Raw genomic sequence first — 13,190 nt, forward strand, 5'->3', positions numbered from 1 at the left:
ATCAGGAGACCGCACGCATGGACAAAGTCGTCATCATCACCGGGGGCAGTCGTGGGATTGGCGCCGAGACGGCCTTGCTGGCTGCTCGCCAGGGCTATCGCATCTGCATCAACTACCAATCCGACGAAGAGGCGGCCCACCGTGTGCTCGAACGGGTGCGTGCACTGGGCGCCCAAGCCATTGCCGTGCGGGCGGATGTGAGTATCGAGGACGAAGTGATCGCGCTGTTCCACCGCGTGGACGCCGAACTGGGTCGTGTGACCGCACTGGTCAACAATGCGGGTACGGTGGGACACAAGTCCCGCGTTGACGAAATGTCCGAATTCCGCATCCTGAAAATCATCAAGACCAACGTGCTCGGCCCGATCCTGTGTGCCAAGCATGCGGTGCTGCGTATGTCGCCCAAGCATGGCGGGCAGGGCGGCAGTATCGTCAACGTGTCGTCAGTGGCCGCGCGTCTGGGGTCGCCGGGTGAGTATGTCGACTACGCCGCGTCCAAAGGCGCACTCGACACCTTCACCATTGGGCTGTCGAAGGAAGTGGCGGGCGAAGGCATTCGTGTCAACGCGGTGCGTCCTGGTTATATCTTCACCGACTTCCATGCCTTGAGCGGCGACCCGGACCGGGTCAGCAAGTTGGAGTCCGGTATTCCCATGGCCCGTGGCGGGCGCCCGGATGAGGTGGCAGAGGCGATTATCTGGCTGCTGTCGGATAAGGCTTCGTACGCGACCGGGACGTTCCTCGATCTGGGTGGTGGGCGTTGAGCATCCACTTTTCAGGTCCGTAGATGGCGCAGTGCTGCGTATCCTTTGCGGGAAAATGCCTGGAGCTGGCTGGCTTCAGAATTGTCGTGCGTTCTGTAGCTATTACAGCAGAACCCGTCGATCTGTCCGTTACGACTATGGCTGGCATTCAAGTGACGGTCGTCCAGGTTGTCCAGAAAACGCAATACCTTGTCCAGGTCGTAGGCCGCATTGGCCCTGGCGTCCGGTTCCGGGTTGGCGGTGGTCCAGTCACCGACCTGTATCTTCAGCTCATCCAGTAAGTGGTCATGATCGCGGTTATCGAGAAAGTGCTGCAGTACAGGGCTTTGCTCGATGATCCTGTCTGCCGATCGATGATCGCCAGCGGGACGGCCCATGGGGCCTGTCATCTCGCGCACTTGTTGTTGTTCGGCTGCACGCATGTAGTGGGGTGGAACAGGTAGTTGTCTAGGCGTGGTAGAGGCGGGCATGTGCATAAGAAATCTCCAGGCAGAATTCGGTAAGGCGCATGTTCAGGCGTGATGCATGCGCTTTTTTGTGTGGCGCCTGGTGGAGTGGGGTTCCGGCTTAAAACGAGCGAACAATGCGCCCCAATGTTTCCATGGCTTTTTCCGACGCCTCGGTCCACGGGCTGCCGTAGTTCAAGCGAATGCAGTTCCGAAAGCGCTGGGTGGCCGAGAAGATCGGCCCCGGCGCGATGCTGATGCCTTGCGCCAACGCCATCTGGAACAACTTCAACGAATCCGTCTGCTCCGGCAGTTCCAGCCACAGAAAGTACCCGCCGGCCGGTTGGCTGACCCGCGTCTGCGCCGGGAAATAGCGGGCGATAGCGGCCAGCATCGCGCTTTGCTGTTCCTCCAGGGCATAGCGCAGTTTGCGCAGGTGCCGGTCATAGCCGCCGTGCTGCAAGTAATCGGCAATCGCCGCCTGGGCCGGCATCGACGGGCAGAGCGAGGTCATCAGCTTCAGGCGTTCAACCTTCTGCGCAAAACGTCCGGCCGCCACCCAACCCACGCGATAGCCGGGGGCCAGGCTTTTGGCGAAGGAGCCGCAATGCATCACCAGGCCTTCGGTATCGAACGCCTTGGCGGGCTTCGGCGCCTGTTGGCCGTAATACAGCTCGGCGTACACATCGTCTTCGATCAGCGGCACCTGATGGCCGCGCAGCAGTTCCACCAGCGCCTGTTTCTTGGCTTCCGGCAGGGTCGCGCCCATGGGGTTCTGGAAGCTGGTCATGGTCCAGCAGGCCTTGATCGGGTAGCGCTCCAGGGTTTGCGCGAGGGCGTTGAGGTCGATGCCGTCGCGCGGGTGCACGGGGATTTCCACGGCCTTGAGTTTCAAGCGCTCCAGCACTTGCAGGCAGGCGTAGAACGCCGGGGCTTCGATGGCCACCAGGTCACCCGGTTCGGTGACGGCTTGCAGGCACAGGTTCAACGCCTCCAAGGCGCCGTTGGTGATCAGCAGTTCTTCCATGGGCAGCATCAGGCCGCCGACCATGTAGCGCAGGGCGATCTGCCGACGCAGTTGCGGGTTGCCCGGCGACATGTCGGTGACCACCAGGCGCGGGTCCATTTCGCGGCTGGCGCTGGCCAGGGAGCGGGCCAGGCGTGGCAGCGGGAACAGCATGGGGCTGGGGAACGCCGAGCCGAACGGTACGGTGTTCGGGTCTTTGATCGAGTCGAGTACCGAGAACACCAGTTCGCTCACGTCCACTTCGGTGGACTCGTGCACCTGCTCGCTCACCACCGGCTCGGAAAACGGACTGGGCGCATGGGTGTTGACGAAGTAGCCCGAACGCGGCCGCGCGCGGATCAGGCCACGGCGCTCCAGCAGGTAGTAGGCCTGGAATACCGTGGACGGGCTGACGCCGTAGGTCTGGCTGGCATAGCGTACCGACGGCACCCGCTGGCCGGGGCCGAGGACGCCGGAGCGGATCAGTTCTGCAATGTCGTCGGCGAATTTTTCGTAGCGTTTCATGGGGGCTCAGTCAGTGTGAATGTTTTTATCGGTTCAACGGCGCCACAAAGCGGCTGTCGGCAATGCTGTAGATCCCTGGCTCATCCACGTCCGAGACTTTGAAACGCAAGGTCTGCGAACTGCTCGCCGGTTTATCCGCCAGCAATGCCACCGACACCGGCACATCGCTGATTTCCCCCGGCGCCAGGCTGATCTCGGTCTTGCCTTGCAACTGGAAGCCGTCGGCGTCTACCAGTTCCAGGCGATAGTCCTGGCGTTGCTGGGTCTTGTTGATCACCTTGAGGCTGTAGATGTTTTCGATCAGACCCTGGGCGTTTTCACGGAACATGCCACGGTCCTTGGTCACATCCAGCGACACCATCGGCCGTTCCACCAGCGCCACTACCAGCGCAGCGATCATCACCAGCAGCACGGCACTGTAGCCGATCAGGCGCGGCCTTAGCAGGTGCGTCTTGCCGCCTTGCAGTTGATGTTCGCTGGTGTAGCTCACCAGGCCACGCGGGTAGCCCATTTTGTCCATGATCGAATCGCAGGCGTCGATGCACGCCGCGCAGCCGATGCACTCCATTTGCAGGCCGTCGCGGATGTCGATCCCAGTGGGGCAGACCTGCACGCACAGCTGGCAGTCGATGCAGTCGCCCAGGCCGACGTCGGCGGGTTTGACGTCACGTTTGCGCGGGCCACGGTTTTCGCCGCGGACCACGTCGTAGGAAATGGTCAGGGTGTCTTTGTCGAACATCACGCTCTGGAACCGCGCATACGGGCACATGTGCATGCACACCGCTTCGCGCAGCCAGCCGGCGTTGATGTAGGTGGCGCCGGTAAAAAACAGCACCCAGAACAAACTGACGCCGCCCATCTGCCAGGTCAGTAGTTCAGCCGCCAAGGGGCGGATCGGCGTGAAATAGCCGACAAACGTCAGGCCGGTCAGCACGCTGATGCCCAGCCACAAGGTGTGCTTGGCCGAGCGTCGCGCCAGTTTGTTCAGGCTCCAGGGCGCCGCTTGCAGCTTGATACGCTGGTTGCGCTCGCCTTCGGTGACTTTTTCGCACCACATGAACAGCCAGGTAAACGAGCTCTGCGGGCAGGTGTAGCCGCACCACACGCGGCCGGCAAACACGGTGATCGCAAACAGGCCGAAGGCGCAGATGATCAACAGCGCCGACAACAGGATGAAATCCTGCGGCCAGAAGGTTGCGCCAAAGATATGGAATTTGCTTTCAGCCAGGTCCCACAGCACGGCCTGCCGATCATCCCAGTTCAGCCACACGGTGCCGAAAAACGCCAGGAACAGGAAGCCTGCACCGCTCACGCGCAAGGTACGGAACAGGCCGGTGAAACTGCGGGTATAAATCAAGTTGTCGCTGGACTTGGCCTTCACCTTCTTTGGGTGTGTGGGCTCAAAGATTTCCACGGTTGGGATGTGTTCTCTCATGGTCGTTCGCTCATCAGCCTCCATCAGGCGGATGAACTATGCGCGTGGCGCTGTTTGCATAACAGACTCAGGTATGGCGATAAAAAGCGGATCAGATGGGGCGGTGAATGCCCGCTGCGACAATGTGCTGCACCCCATGGCACCAGGGGTGCAGCGTTATTTCAAGGGGGCTGACACAGATCAATTAAATCAGCGAACCAGGTTCTTCGGCCTTCACATGCTGGCGCCCATCGTGGGCACCGGCCACCGTCAGGGCGTCGGCCTCGGCCTCGGTGATATAGATCCGCTCGGCGGCCAACTCCACGTAGGACATCGACTTGTCGAGGTCGGTAACAATATTGACCCGGGTCGCTGGCACGCTCTGTTCCTGGCCGTTGTCATCGAGCATGAAGTAGCACAGTTGGTTTTCGATACGAATGGGCATGCCGTTCTCCTTATCTGTGGGCGATGTAAAGTTAGGGCCCAGCGATGTGTGGGGGTTCCAGGCAACTGACTGGCGGTCGCTGCTGTCCATCCATTACCAATAATGACAAAGGGCAGCATCCATGGACGCGTGGTGGCATGAAGTGTGGCAAACCCTGCAGGCTGAATTCGCCGACATTGGCGACGCCAAACAGCTCACCCAGATCACCGTGCGCCTGCTGATCGCCGCGATCCTGGGCGGCATTCTCGGCTTTGAGCGAGAGAGCAAGGGCAAGGCCGCCGGGGTGCGCACCCATATGCTGGTGGCGCTGGGCGCTGCCTTGTTTGTGATGGTGCCGCAAATGTCCGGTAATCAGGCGGACGCCATGAGCCGGGTGGTGCAAGGGGTGATTGCCGGGATCGGCTTCTTGGGCGCCGGTACGATCATCAAGGGCAAGGACGATGAAGAGGGGCACGTCAAAGGCCTGACCACCGCCGCCGGCTTGTGGATGACCGCTGCGATTGGGGTCTCGGCCGGGTTGGGCCGGGAATCGACAGCGGTGCTGAGTACCCTGCTGGCGCTGGCGGTGTTTAGCGTGATGCCAAAGATCGTCAAGCGTTTTGAGAAGGACTGACGATCACGGGCGGCATGGTCGTCGGCGGTTCTTCCACCGGTGGCGGTTCGTTTTCAGGTGGTTCTTTTTCCGGAATCGGTTCCGGTTCGGTCGGCGGCAGGGTGGGTTTGTCGATATTCGGGTCCGGCGTTTCCGCCGGGATCGGGATATTCATCGGTGTGGCCTCCTTTGTGCTTTGCTCTATCGGTGGACAGCCGCCGGTGCGAATCGATTCCCCGCCCGATGGCGGCACATCCAGCTGAACTTTTAACCGGAGCCCAGGCTCGGACCTATTACGGCTTTGCTCAGGAAGAGCTCGGCCGCCTCAGAATTCGGATCAAGCAAAGAGCGTCCACAGGGCGTAAGGGGAAGATGCTCGATGACTGCTGAAACAGACTCCTTGTTACCACTGTCCCAGGCACTGTTGCTGCCCAGGATCGCAATCGAAAGCACCACTCCCGTGATTGATGGCGGCGAATTTGCCGTCAAGGCCGTGGTCGGCCAACGGGTCAATGTCACCAGCAAAGTGTTTGCCGACGGCCATGACAAGCTCGCCGTGCTGATCCGCTGGCGCCCGCTGCAAGACGAAAGCTGGCACAGCGTGGTCATGACCGACGTGGGCAACAACGGCTGGGAAGGCGCGTTTACTGTGGCCCAGCAAGGCCCTCACGAATACTGCATCGAAGCCTGGATCGATACCTTCGCCAGCTTTTGCTATGAGCTGCGCAAGAAGCATGAGGCGGGTGTGCCGGTCAGCCTGGAGTTGCAGGAAGGCCGCAGCCTGGTGCTACAGGCCGCCGAGCGCAGTGACAATGAGCTGCGTGACCGCCTGATGCTGTTGCACCACGAACTCTCCGGCCTGCTGGAAACCGAGCAGGTTGCGCAGTTCCTGCACGAAGACAGTGCACACCTGATGACCCAGGCCGATCACCGCGCCTACCTGAGCATCAGCACCGTCTACCCGATTGATGTGGAGCGCGAGGCAGCGCTGTTCGCCAGCTGGTATGAGCTGTTCCCGCGCTCGATCACCGACGATCCGGCGCGTCACGGCACCTTTAAGGACGTGCACTCACGGCTGTCGATGATCCATGACATGGGTTTTGACGTACTGTACTTCCCGCCGATCCACCCCATCGGGCGCAGCCACCGCAAAGGCAAGAACAATTCCCTGAGCGCCGGCCCCGATGATCCGGGCAGCCCCTATGCCATCGGCAGCGAAGACGGCGGCCATGAGACGATTCACCCGCAACTGGGCAGCCGCGATGATTTCCGCCGCCTGGTCCAGGCGGCCGCCGAGCATGGCCTGGAAATCGCTTTGGACTTCGCCATCCAGTGTTCCCAGGACCATCCGTGGCTCAAGGAACATCCGGGCTGGTTCAACTGGCGCCCGGACGGCACGATCAAATACGCGGAGAACCCGCCGAAGAAGTACCAGGACATCGTCAACGTCGACTTTTATGCCGCAGATGCCATCCCGAGCCTGTGGACCGAGCTGCGCGACATCGTGGTGGGTTGGGTGGAAGAGGGCGTGAAGACCTTTCGCGTCGACAACCCCCACACCAAGCCGCTGCCGTTCTGGCAATGGCTGATCAGCGACGTGCGGTCCAAGTACCCGGACGTGATCTTCCTGGCCGAAGCCTTCACCACGCCGGCGATGATGGCGCGCCTGGGCAAGGTCGGCTATTCCCAGAGCTACACCTATTTCACCTGGCGCAATACCAAGGCCGAGTTGAGCGAATACCTGACGCAGCTGAACGAGTCGCCGTGGCGCGAATGCTACCGGCCGAATTTCTTCGTGAATACGCCGGACATCAACCCAGCCTTCCTGCACGACTCCGGCCGCCCTGGCTTCTTGATCCGTGCCGCGCTGGCCACCATGGGCTCGGGCCTGTGGGGCATGTATTCCGGCTTCGAACTCTGCGAGTCGGCCCCGGTGCCGGGCAAAGAGGAATACCTGGACTCGGAGAAATATGAGATCCGCCCTCGGGACTTCACCGCGCCCGGCAACATCATTGCCGAGATCGCCCAGCTCAACCGCATCCGCCGGCAGAACCCGGCGCTGCAGACGCATCTGGGGCTCACGCTCTACAACGCCTGGAACGACAACATCCTGTATTTCGGCAAGCGCAGCGAGGACGGCAGCAACTTCATTCTGGTGGCGGTGAACCTGGATCCTTATAACGCCCAGGAAGCCCACTTCGAGTTGCCCTTGTGGGAATTGGGGCTGCCGGATGATGCCCAGACCCAAGGTGAAGACCTGATGAACGGCCATCGCTGGACCTGGTACGGCAAAACCCAGTGGACACGGCTGGAGCCGCAGATGCCGTTTGGCATCTGGCGCATCACCCCATCGTCTTGAACCTTCCGATGCATTTTCCAGGAGTTTCCAATGGCGAAGAAACCCAACGCTGCCACCTTCATCAAAGACCCGCTCTGGTACAAGGACGCGGTGATCTACCAGGTTCACGTCAAATCCTATTTCGACTCCAATAACGACGGTATCGGTGATTTTCCCGGCCTGATCGCCAAGCTCGACTACATCGCGGACCTGGGTGTAAACACCATTTGGCTATTGCCGTTCTACCCCTCGCCACGTCGCGACGACGGCTATGACATTGCCGAATACCGTGGCGTGCACAGCGACTACGGGACCCTGGCCGACGCCAAGCGCTTTATTGCCGAGGCGCACAAGCGCGGGCTGCGGGTGATCACCGAGCTGGTGATCAATCACACCTCCGACCAGCACCCCTGGTTCCAGCGCGCTCGCAAGGCCAAGCCCGGCTCGGCGGCGCGGGACTTCTACGTGTGGTCGGATGATGACCAGAAATACGACGGCACGCGCATCATCTTCCTCGATACCGAGAAGTCCAACTGGACCTGGGACCCGGTCGCCGGCCAATACTTCTGGCACCGTTTCTATTCCCACCAGCCCGACCTCAACTTCGACAACCCCCAGGTGATGAAAGCCGTGTTGTCGGTGATGCGCTACTGGCTGGACATGGGCATCGACGGCCTGCGCCTCGACGCCATCCCGTACCTGATCGAGCGCGACGGCACCAACAACGAGAACCTGCCTGAAACCCACGACGTGCTCAAGCAGATCCGTGCCGAGATCGACGCGCATTACCCGGACCGCATGCTATTGGCCGAAGCCAACCAGTGGCCGGAAGACACCCAACTCTACTTTGGTGACAAAAAGGGCGACGACGGCGATGAATGCCACATGGCCTTCCACTTCCCGCTGATGCCGCGCATGTACATGGCCCTGGCCCAGGAAGATCGCTTCCCGATCACCGATATCCTACGGCAGACCCCGGAGATTCCGGCCAACTGCCAATGGGCGATCTTCCTGCGCAACCACGATGAACTGACCCTGGAAATGGTCACCGACAAGGAGCGCGACTACCTGTGGAACTACTACGCGGCTGACCGTCGTGCGCGGATCAACCTGGGTATTCGTCGCCGTCTTGCGCCATTGATGGAGCGGGATCGTCGCCGTGTCGAGCTGCTCAACAGCCTGTTGCTGTCGATGCCTGGCACGCCGACCCTGTACTACGGCGATGAGATCGGCATGGGCGATAACATCTATCTCGGCGACCGCGATGGCGTACGCACACCGATGCAATGGTCCATCGACCGCAACGGCGGTTTTTCCCGCGCCGACCCGGCCAGCCTGGTACTGCCGCCGATCATGGACCCGCAATACGGCTACCAGTCGGTGAATGTCGAGACTCAGGCCCAAGACCCGCATTCGCTGCTGAACTGGACCCGGCGCATGCTGGCGGTGCGTAAGCAATCCAAGGCGTTCGGCCGTGGCAGCTTGAAAATGCTCTCGCCGAGCAACCGCCGCATCCTGGCCTATACCCGTGAATTCACCGGCGAAGATGGGCGTAACGAAATCATCCTCTGCGTGGCCAACGTGTCGCGCAGCGCCCAGGCGGCCGAGTTGGACCTGTCGGCATTTGCGGGCATGGTGCCGGTGGAGATGCTCGGCGGTAATGCTTTCCCACCCATCGGCCAGCTTAATTTCCTGCTGACCCTGGCGCCTTATGGCTTTTATTGGTTTGTGTTGGCGCCGGAAAATCAGATGCCGAGCTGGCACGTGGAGCCGGCCCAGAGCATGCCGGACTTCACCACATTGGTATTGAAAAAGCGCATGGAAGAACTGCTAGACGAGCCGTGCCGCGGTTCCCTGGAGCAGACGGTGCTTCCAGCCTGGCTGCCCAAGCGTCGCTGGTTTGCCGGCAAGGACACGGCCATCGACAGCGTGCGCATTGCCTACGGCGCGCGCTTTGGCGATCCCGAGCATCCGGTGTTGCTCAGCGAGCTTGAAGTAACAGCGGGTGGTCAAGTCAGCCGGTATCAGCTGCCGTTGGGTTTTCTCGGTGAAGACCAGTTCACCAGTGCCTTGCCGCAACAGCTGGCGTTGGCCCGCGTAAGGCGGGTGCGCCAGGTGGGCTTGGTCACGGATGCCTTCAGCCTTGAGCATTTTATCCGGGCGGTGATTCAAGGTTTGCAAGCCGGCACCGTGCTCACTACCAGCGAGGGTGAACTGCGCTTTGACGCCACGCCGCACCTGGCCAAGCTGCAACTGACGGATGAGGCTGAGGTGCGCTACCTGTCCGCCGAGCAGTCCAACAGCTCGGTGGTGGTGGGTGAAAGCCTGGTGCTCAAACTGATCCGCAAAGTCGCTTCCGGCGTGCACCCGGAACTGGAAATGAGCGCCTACCTGACTGAAGCCGGCTACCCCAACATCTCGCCACTGCTGGGCTCGATGGTGCGCCATGATGCCGAAGGCCAAGACAACCTGCTGATGATTGCCCAAGGCTATTTGAGCAACCAGGGAAACGCCTGGAGCTGGACCCAGAACAACCTGGAACGGGCGATCCGCGACGAGCTGGCTGAAGCCATCTCCGAGCAGGAGCAGCATTACAACGCCCTTGGCGAGCTGGCGGACTTTGCCGGATTGCTCGGCCAGCGCCTGGGTGAAATGCACCTGGTGCTCGGCGCTGACACTGCCAATAAAGACTTCAAGCCGGAGGTTACCAGCGCCAAGGACACCCAGGCCTGGGCCAAGGACGTCGGCGCGCAGCTGGACCGCGCGTTGCAGTTGCTCAAACTTCATCAAAGCCAATTGAACCCGGCCGATCAAGCGCTGGTCAGTGATTTGCTGGCGCAGAAAAAAGCCATCGCCAGTCATGTACAGGCCTTGGCAAAAGCCACGGCGGGCGGGTTGCGCATTCGGGTGCATGGTGACTTGCATTTGGGCCAGGTGCTGGTGGTGAAAGGCGATGCCTACTTGATCGATTTTGAAGGCGAACCGGCGCGGCCCTTGCACGAACGACGGGGCAAGCACAGCCCGTATAAAGATGTGAGCGGCGTGTTGCGCTCGTTCGATTACGCGGCGGCCATGGCCTTGAATGTGCAAGGGGTGGATCACTCGCCCGAAGCGGCGGTATCCCGTAAACGTGTAACCGATCGTTATCTGAAAGAAGCACGCCAGGCATTTATCCAGGCTTATCAGTCAGCTACGTCTACACTGGCGCATGACTGGCAGGATGCCAAAGGCCAGGACGCTGCACTGGCGTTGTTCAGCCTGGAGAAGGCCGCGTACGAAGTGGCCTACGAAGCAGAGAACCGTCCGACTTGGTTGCCGGTGCCCTTGCAAGGGTTGCACGGTTTACTGAGCGGGACTGCTTCTATAAAGGAAGCACCCATATCTAAAACTGCACGCGGTGGGGAGACGTCATGAGCTTTACACATAAAGAACCGCTGCAACCGAAATTGACTGCATTGCCGGCGTCCAAGGACGTCGAAGCGCTGGTACGCGCCGAACACCACGACCCGTTCTCGATTCTCGGGCCACACGATGATGAGCACGGCGGCCAGTTTATCCGTGCGTTCCTGCCCGAAGCCTTGAGCGTCCAGGTGCTGGCGCGCGACAGCGGCGAACAGATCGGCAGCCTCGACGCGAGCCAGGTACCGGGCCTGTTTGTCGGGCACTTCCACACGCGCCAGGCGTACCTGCTGAAAATCCAGTGGGCCGGGGGCGAGCAGATCACCGAAGACCCTTACAGCTTCCAGCAACTGTTGCTGGGTGAAATGGACCTGTACCTGTTCGCCGAAGGCAATCACCGCGACCTCGGCAGCTGCCTGGGCGCCCAGGTGACCAGCGTCGACGGCGTGCAAGGTGTGCGCTTTGCCGTGTGGGCACCGAATGCGCGACGCGTGTCGGTGGTGGGCGATTTCAATATCTGGGACGGGCGCCGGCATCCGATGCGCCTGCGCCATCCTTCCGGCGTGTGGGAGATCTTTATCCCACGCCTGCAACCGGGCGCGGCTTACAAGTACGAAGTGCTCGGCGCCAATGGGATCCTGCCGCTCAAGGCCGACCCCGTCGCGCTGGCCACTCAATTGCCGCCGGACACGGCTTCGAAGGTTGCCGAGCCGTTGCAGGTGGATTGGCAAGACCACGAATGGATGCAGTCGCGGGTCGAGAAGCAGAAGACCACCGCGCCGCTGTCGATCTATGAATTGCACGTGGGTTCCTGGCAGGCCGAACTGGACGAGGCGGGCGAAGTGGCGCGTCAGTACAATTGGCGCGAACTGGCCGAGCGCCTGATTCCTTACGTGCAGCAGCTGGGTTTCACCCACATTGAACTGATGCCGATCATGGAGCACCCGTTCGGCGGCTCGTGGGGCTATCAGGCCTTGTCCCAATTCGCCCCGACGGCACGCTTCGGTTCGCCGCAGGATTTTGCCTATTTCGTCAACGCGCTGCACCAGGCGGATATCGGCGTGATCCTCGACTGGGTGCCGGCGCATTTTCCCACCGACACCCACGGCCTGGCGCAATTCGACGGCACCGCGTTGTACGAATACGCCAACCCGCTGGAAGGTTTCCATCAGGATTGGGACACGCTGATCTACAACCTGGGCCGCACCGAAGTGCATGGCTTCATGCTGGCCTCGGCGTTGCACTGGCTTAAACACTTCCACATCGACGGGCTGCGCGTGGATGCCGTGGCCTCGATGCTCTACCGCGACTATTCACGCAAAGCCGGCGAATGGGTGCCGAATCGCCATGGCGGCCGCGAAAACCTCGAAGCCATCGACTTTTTGCGTCACCTCAATGATGTAGTCGCCATCGAGGCGCCCGGTGCCCTGGTGATCGCCGAGGAATCCACCGCCTGGCCCGGCGTCAGCCAGCCGACCCAACAGGGCGGCCTGGGTTTCAACTACAAATGGAACATGGGCTGGATGCACGATTCCCTGCATTACATCCAGCAGGACCCGGTGTATCGCGCCCATCACCACAACGAGCTGAGTTTTGGGCTGGTCTACGCCTGGTCCGAGCGTTTCATCCTGCCGATCTCACACGATGAAGTGGTGCACGGCAAGCATTCGCTGATCGACAAGATGCCTGGCGACCGTTGGCAGAAGTTTGCCAACCTGCGGGCTTACCTGGCGTTCATGTGGATGCACCCCGGCAAAAAACTGTTGTTCATGGGCTGCGAATTCGGCCAATGGCGCGAGTGGAACCATGACCAGCAACTGGATTGGTACCTGCTGCAGTACGCTGAGCACAAAGGCGTGCAGAAGCTGGTGGGCGACCTCAATCGCTTGTATCGCGAAGAACCGGCCCTGCACGAACAGGATGACGCGCCCCAAGGCTTCCAGTGGTTGATCGGCGACGATGCGATCAACAGCGTCTACGCCTGGCTGCGCTGGAGCAAGGACGGCAAGCCCGTGCTGGTGGTGGCCAACTTCACCCCGGTGCCGCGCGAAGGCTATAAAGTCGGCGTGCCGTTCAGCGGGCGCTGGAGCGAGGTGATCAACAGTGACGCCGAGATGTACGCAGGCTCCAATTACGGTAATGGAGGCGAGGTATTTACCCAGGATGAGCCGCACCATGGGCAGGCGGTGTCGCTGTCGTTGAATCTTCCGCCGCTGGGCGTGCTGATTCTGCGTCCGGAACCGCTTTAAAGGCTCTACCGT

General features: G+C 61.0%; 10 protein-coding genes. 5 read left to right on the forward strand and 5 right to left on the reverse strand.

Annotation, left to right across the window (positions count from 1 at the left end; genetic code table 11):
• Window positions 1–17 precede the first annotated feature (17 nt).
• A complete protein-coding gene (locus ACP7EW_RS29790) occupies window positions 18–764 on the forward strand; it encodes an SDR family oxidoreductase (RefSeq protein WP_426221681.1) in 747 nt (248 codons plus the stop codon).
• An 11-nt stretch (window positions 765–775) separates the two neighbouring features.
• Here ACP7EW_RS29790 and ACP7EW_RS29795 read toward each other — a convergent pair whose 3' ends face one another.
• The 4 genes from ACP7EW_RS29795 to ACP7EW_RS29810 all read right to left on the reverse strand — a co-directional run bounded on the left by ACP7EW_RS29795 (window position 776) and on the right by ACP7EW_RS29810 (window position 4,600).
• Window positions 776–1,240: a hypothetical protein gene (locus ACP7EW_RS29795; protein ID WP_426221682.1), complete on the reverse strand. Its 465-nt coding sequence runs from the start codon at window positions 1,238–1,240 to the stop codon at window positions 776–778.
• A gap of 91 nt (window positions 1,241–1,331) precedes the next feature.
• On the reverse strand, window positions 1,332–2,741 hold the full coding sequence (gene mapR / locus ACP7EW_RS29800) for a GntR family transcriptional regulator MpaR (protein ID WP_025855266.1): 1,410 nt from the start codon (window positions 2,739–2,741) through the stop codon (window positions 1,332–1,334).
• 25 nt (window positions 2,742–2,766) lie between these two features.
• Window positions 2,767–4,176 (reverse strand): cytochrome c oxidase accessory protein CcoG, encoded by a 1,410-nt coding sequence (gene ccoG / locus ACP7EW_RS29805; RefSeq protein WP_426221683.1) that lies wholly within the window; start codon window positions 4,174–4,176, stop codon window positions 2,767–2,769.
• 184 nt (window positions 4,177–4,360) lie between these two features.
• Window positions 4,361–4,600, reverse strand: coding sequence for a DUF3203 family protein (locus ACP7EW_RS29810; RefSeq protein ID WP_033901481.1), 240 nt, complete (start codon window positions 4,598–4,600; stop codon window positions 4,361–4,363).
• A gap of 121 nt (window positions 4,601–4,721) precedes the next feature.
• Between ACP7EW_RS29810 and ACP7EW_RS29815 the strand changes: the two genes are divergently transcribed.
• The gene (locus ACP7EW_RS29815; protein ID WP_012723945.1) at window positions 4,722–5,213 is read left to right on the forward strand and encodes an MgtC/SapB family protein; all 492 of its coding nucleotides are present in this window, start codon (window positions 4,722–4,724) and stop codon (window positions 5,211–5,213) included.
• Here the strand turns inward: ACP7EW_RS29815 and ACP7EW_RS29820 are convergent.
• Window positions 5,191–5,367 (reverse strand): hypothetical protein, encoded by a 177-nt coding sequence (locus ACP7EW_RS29820; RefSeq protein WP_177075939.1) that lies wholly within the window; start codon window positions 5,365–5,367, stop codon window positions 5,191–5,193. The genes ACP7EW_RS29815 and ACP7EW_RS29820 overlap by 23 nt on opposite strands.
• Window positions 5,368–5,571: 204 nt before the next feature.
• Here ACP7EW_RS29820 and ACP7EW_RS29825 point away from each other — a divergent pair, with 204 nt between their 5' ends.
• Genes ACP7EW_RS29825 through glgB form a run of 3 tightly spaced genes read left to right on the forward strand, consistent with a single transcriptional unit; the run spans window position 5,572 to window position 13,178 of the window.
• Window positions 5,572–7,551: an alpha-1,4-glucan--maltose-1-phosphate maltosyltransferase gene (locus ACP7EW_RS29825; RefSeq protein ID WP_426221684.1), complete on the forward strand. Its 1,980-nt coding sequence runs from the start codon at window positions 5,572–5,574 to the stop codon at window positions 7,549–7,551.
• A gap of 30 nt (window positions 7,552–7,581) precedes the next feature.
• Window positions 7,582–10,944, forward strand: a complete 3,363-nt coding sequence (gene treS / locus ACP7EW_RS29830) for a maltose alpha-D-glucosyltransferase (RefSeq protein WP_426221685.1) — start codon at window positions 7,582–7,584, stop codon at window positions 10,942–10,944.
• Window positions 10,941–13,178, forward strand: a complete 2,238-nt coding sequence (gene glgB, locus ACP7EW_RS29835; RefSeq protein ID WP_426221686.1) for a 1,4-alpha-glucan branching protein GlgB — start codon at window positions 10,941–10,943, stop codon at window positions 13,176–13,178. The genes treS and glgB overlap by 4 nt, the downstream gene beginning before the upstream one ends.
• The last annotated feature ends 12 nt before the right edge of the window (window positions 13,179–13,190 follow it).

It is taken from the genome of Pseudomonas sp. DWRC2-2, assembly GCF_049897885.1.
Lineage (GTDB): Bacteria > Pseudomonadota > Gammaproteobacteria > Pseudomonadales > Pseudomonadaceae > Aquipseudomonas > Aquipseudomonas azotoformans_A.

What these genes read in the sequence shown, in the direction of transcription:
- ACP7EW_RS29790 (WP_426221681.1), top strand. Translation starts at nt 18, where the DNA reads ATGGACAAAGTCGTCATCATCACCGGGGGCAGTCGTGGGATTGGCGCC.
- ACP7EW_RS29795 (WP_426221682.1), bottom strand. Translation starts at nt 1,240, where the DNA reads ATGCACATGCCCGCCTCTACCACGCCTAGACAACTACCTGTTCCACCC.
- mapR (WP_025855266.1), bottom strand. Translation starts at nt 2,741, where the DNA reads ATGAAACGCTACGAAAAATTCGCCGACGACATTGCAGAACTGATCCGC.
- ccoG (WP_426221683.1), bottom strand. Translation starts at nt 4,176, where the DNA reads ATGAGAGAACACATCCCAACCGTGGAAATCTTTGAGCCCACACACCCA.
- ACP7EW_RS29810 (WP_033901481.1), bottom strand. Translation starts at nt 4,600, where the DNA reads ATGCCCATTCGTATCGAAAACCAACTGTGCTACTTCATGCTCGATGAC.
- ACP7EW_RS29815 (WP_012723945.1), top strand. Translation starts at nt 4,722, where the DNA reads ATGGACGCGTGGTGGCATGAAGTGTGGCAAACCCTGCAGGCTGAATTC.
- ACP7EW_RS29820 (WP_177075939.1), bottom strand. Translation starts at nt 5,367, where the DNA reads ATGAATATCCCGATCCCGGCGGAAACGCCGGACCCGAATATCGACAAA.
- ACP7EW_RS29825 (WP_426221684.1), top strand. Translation starts at nt 5,572, where the DNA reads ATGACTGCTGAAACAGACTCCTTGTTACCACTGTCCCAGGCACTGTTG.
- treS (WP_426221685.1), top strand. Translation starts at nt 7,582, where the DNA reads ATGGCGAAGAAACCCAACGCTGCCACCTTCATCAAAGACCCGCTCTGG.
- glgB (WP_426221686.1), top strand. Translation starts at nt 10,941, where the DNA reads ATGAGCTTTACACATAAAGAACCGCTGCAACCGAAATTGACTGCATTG.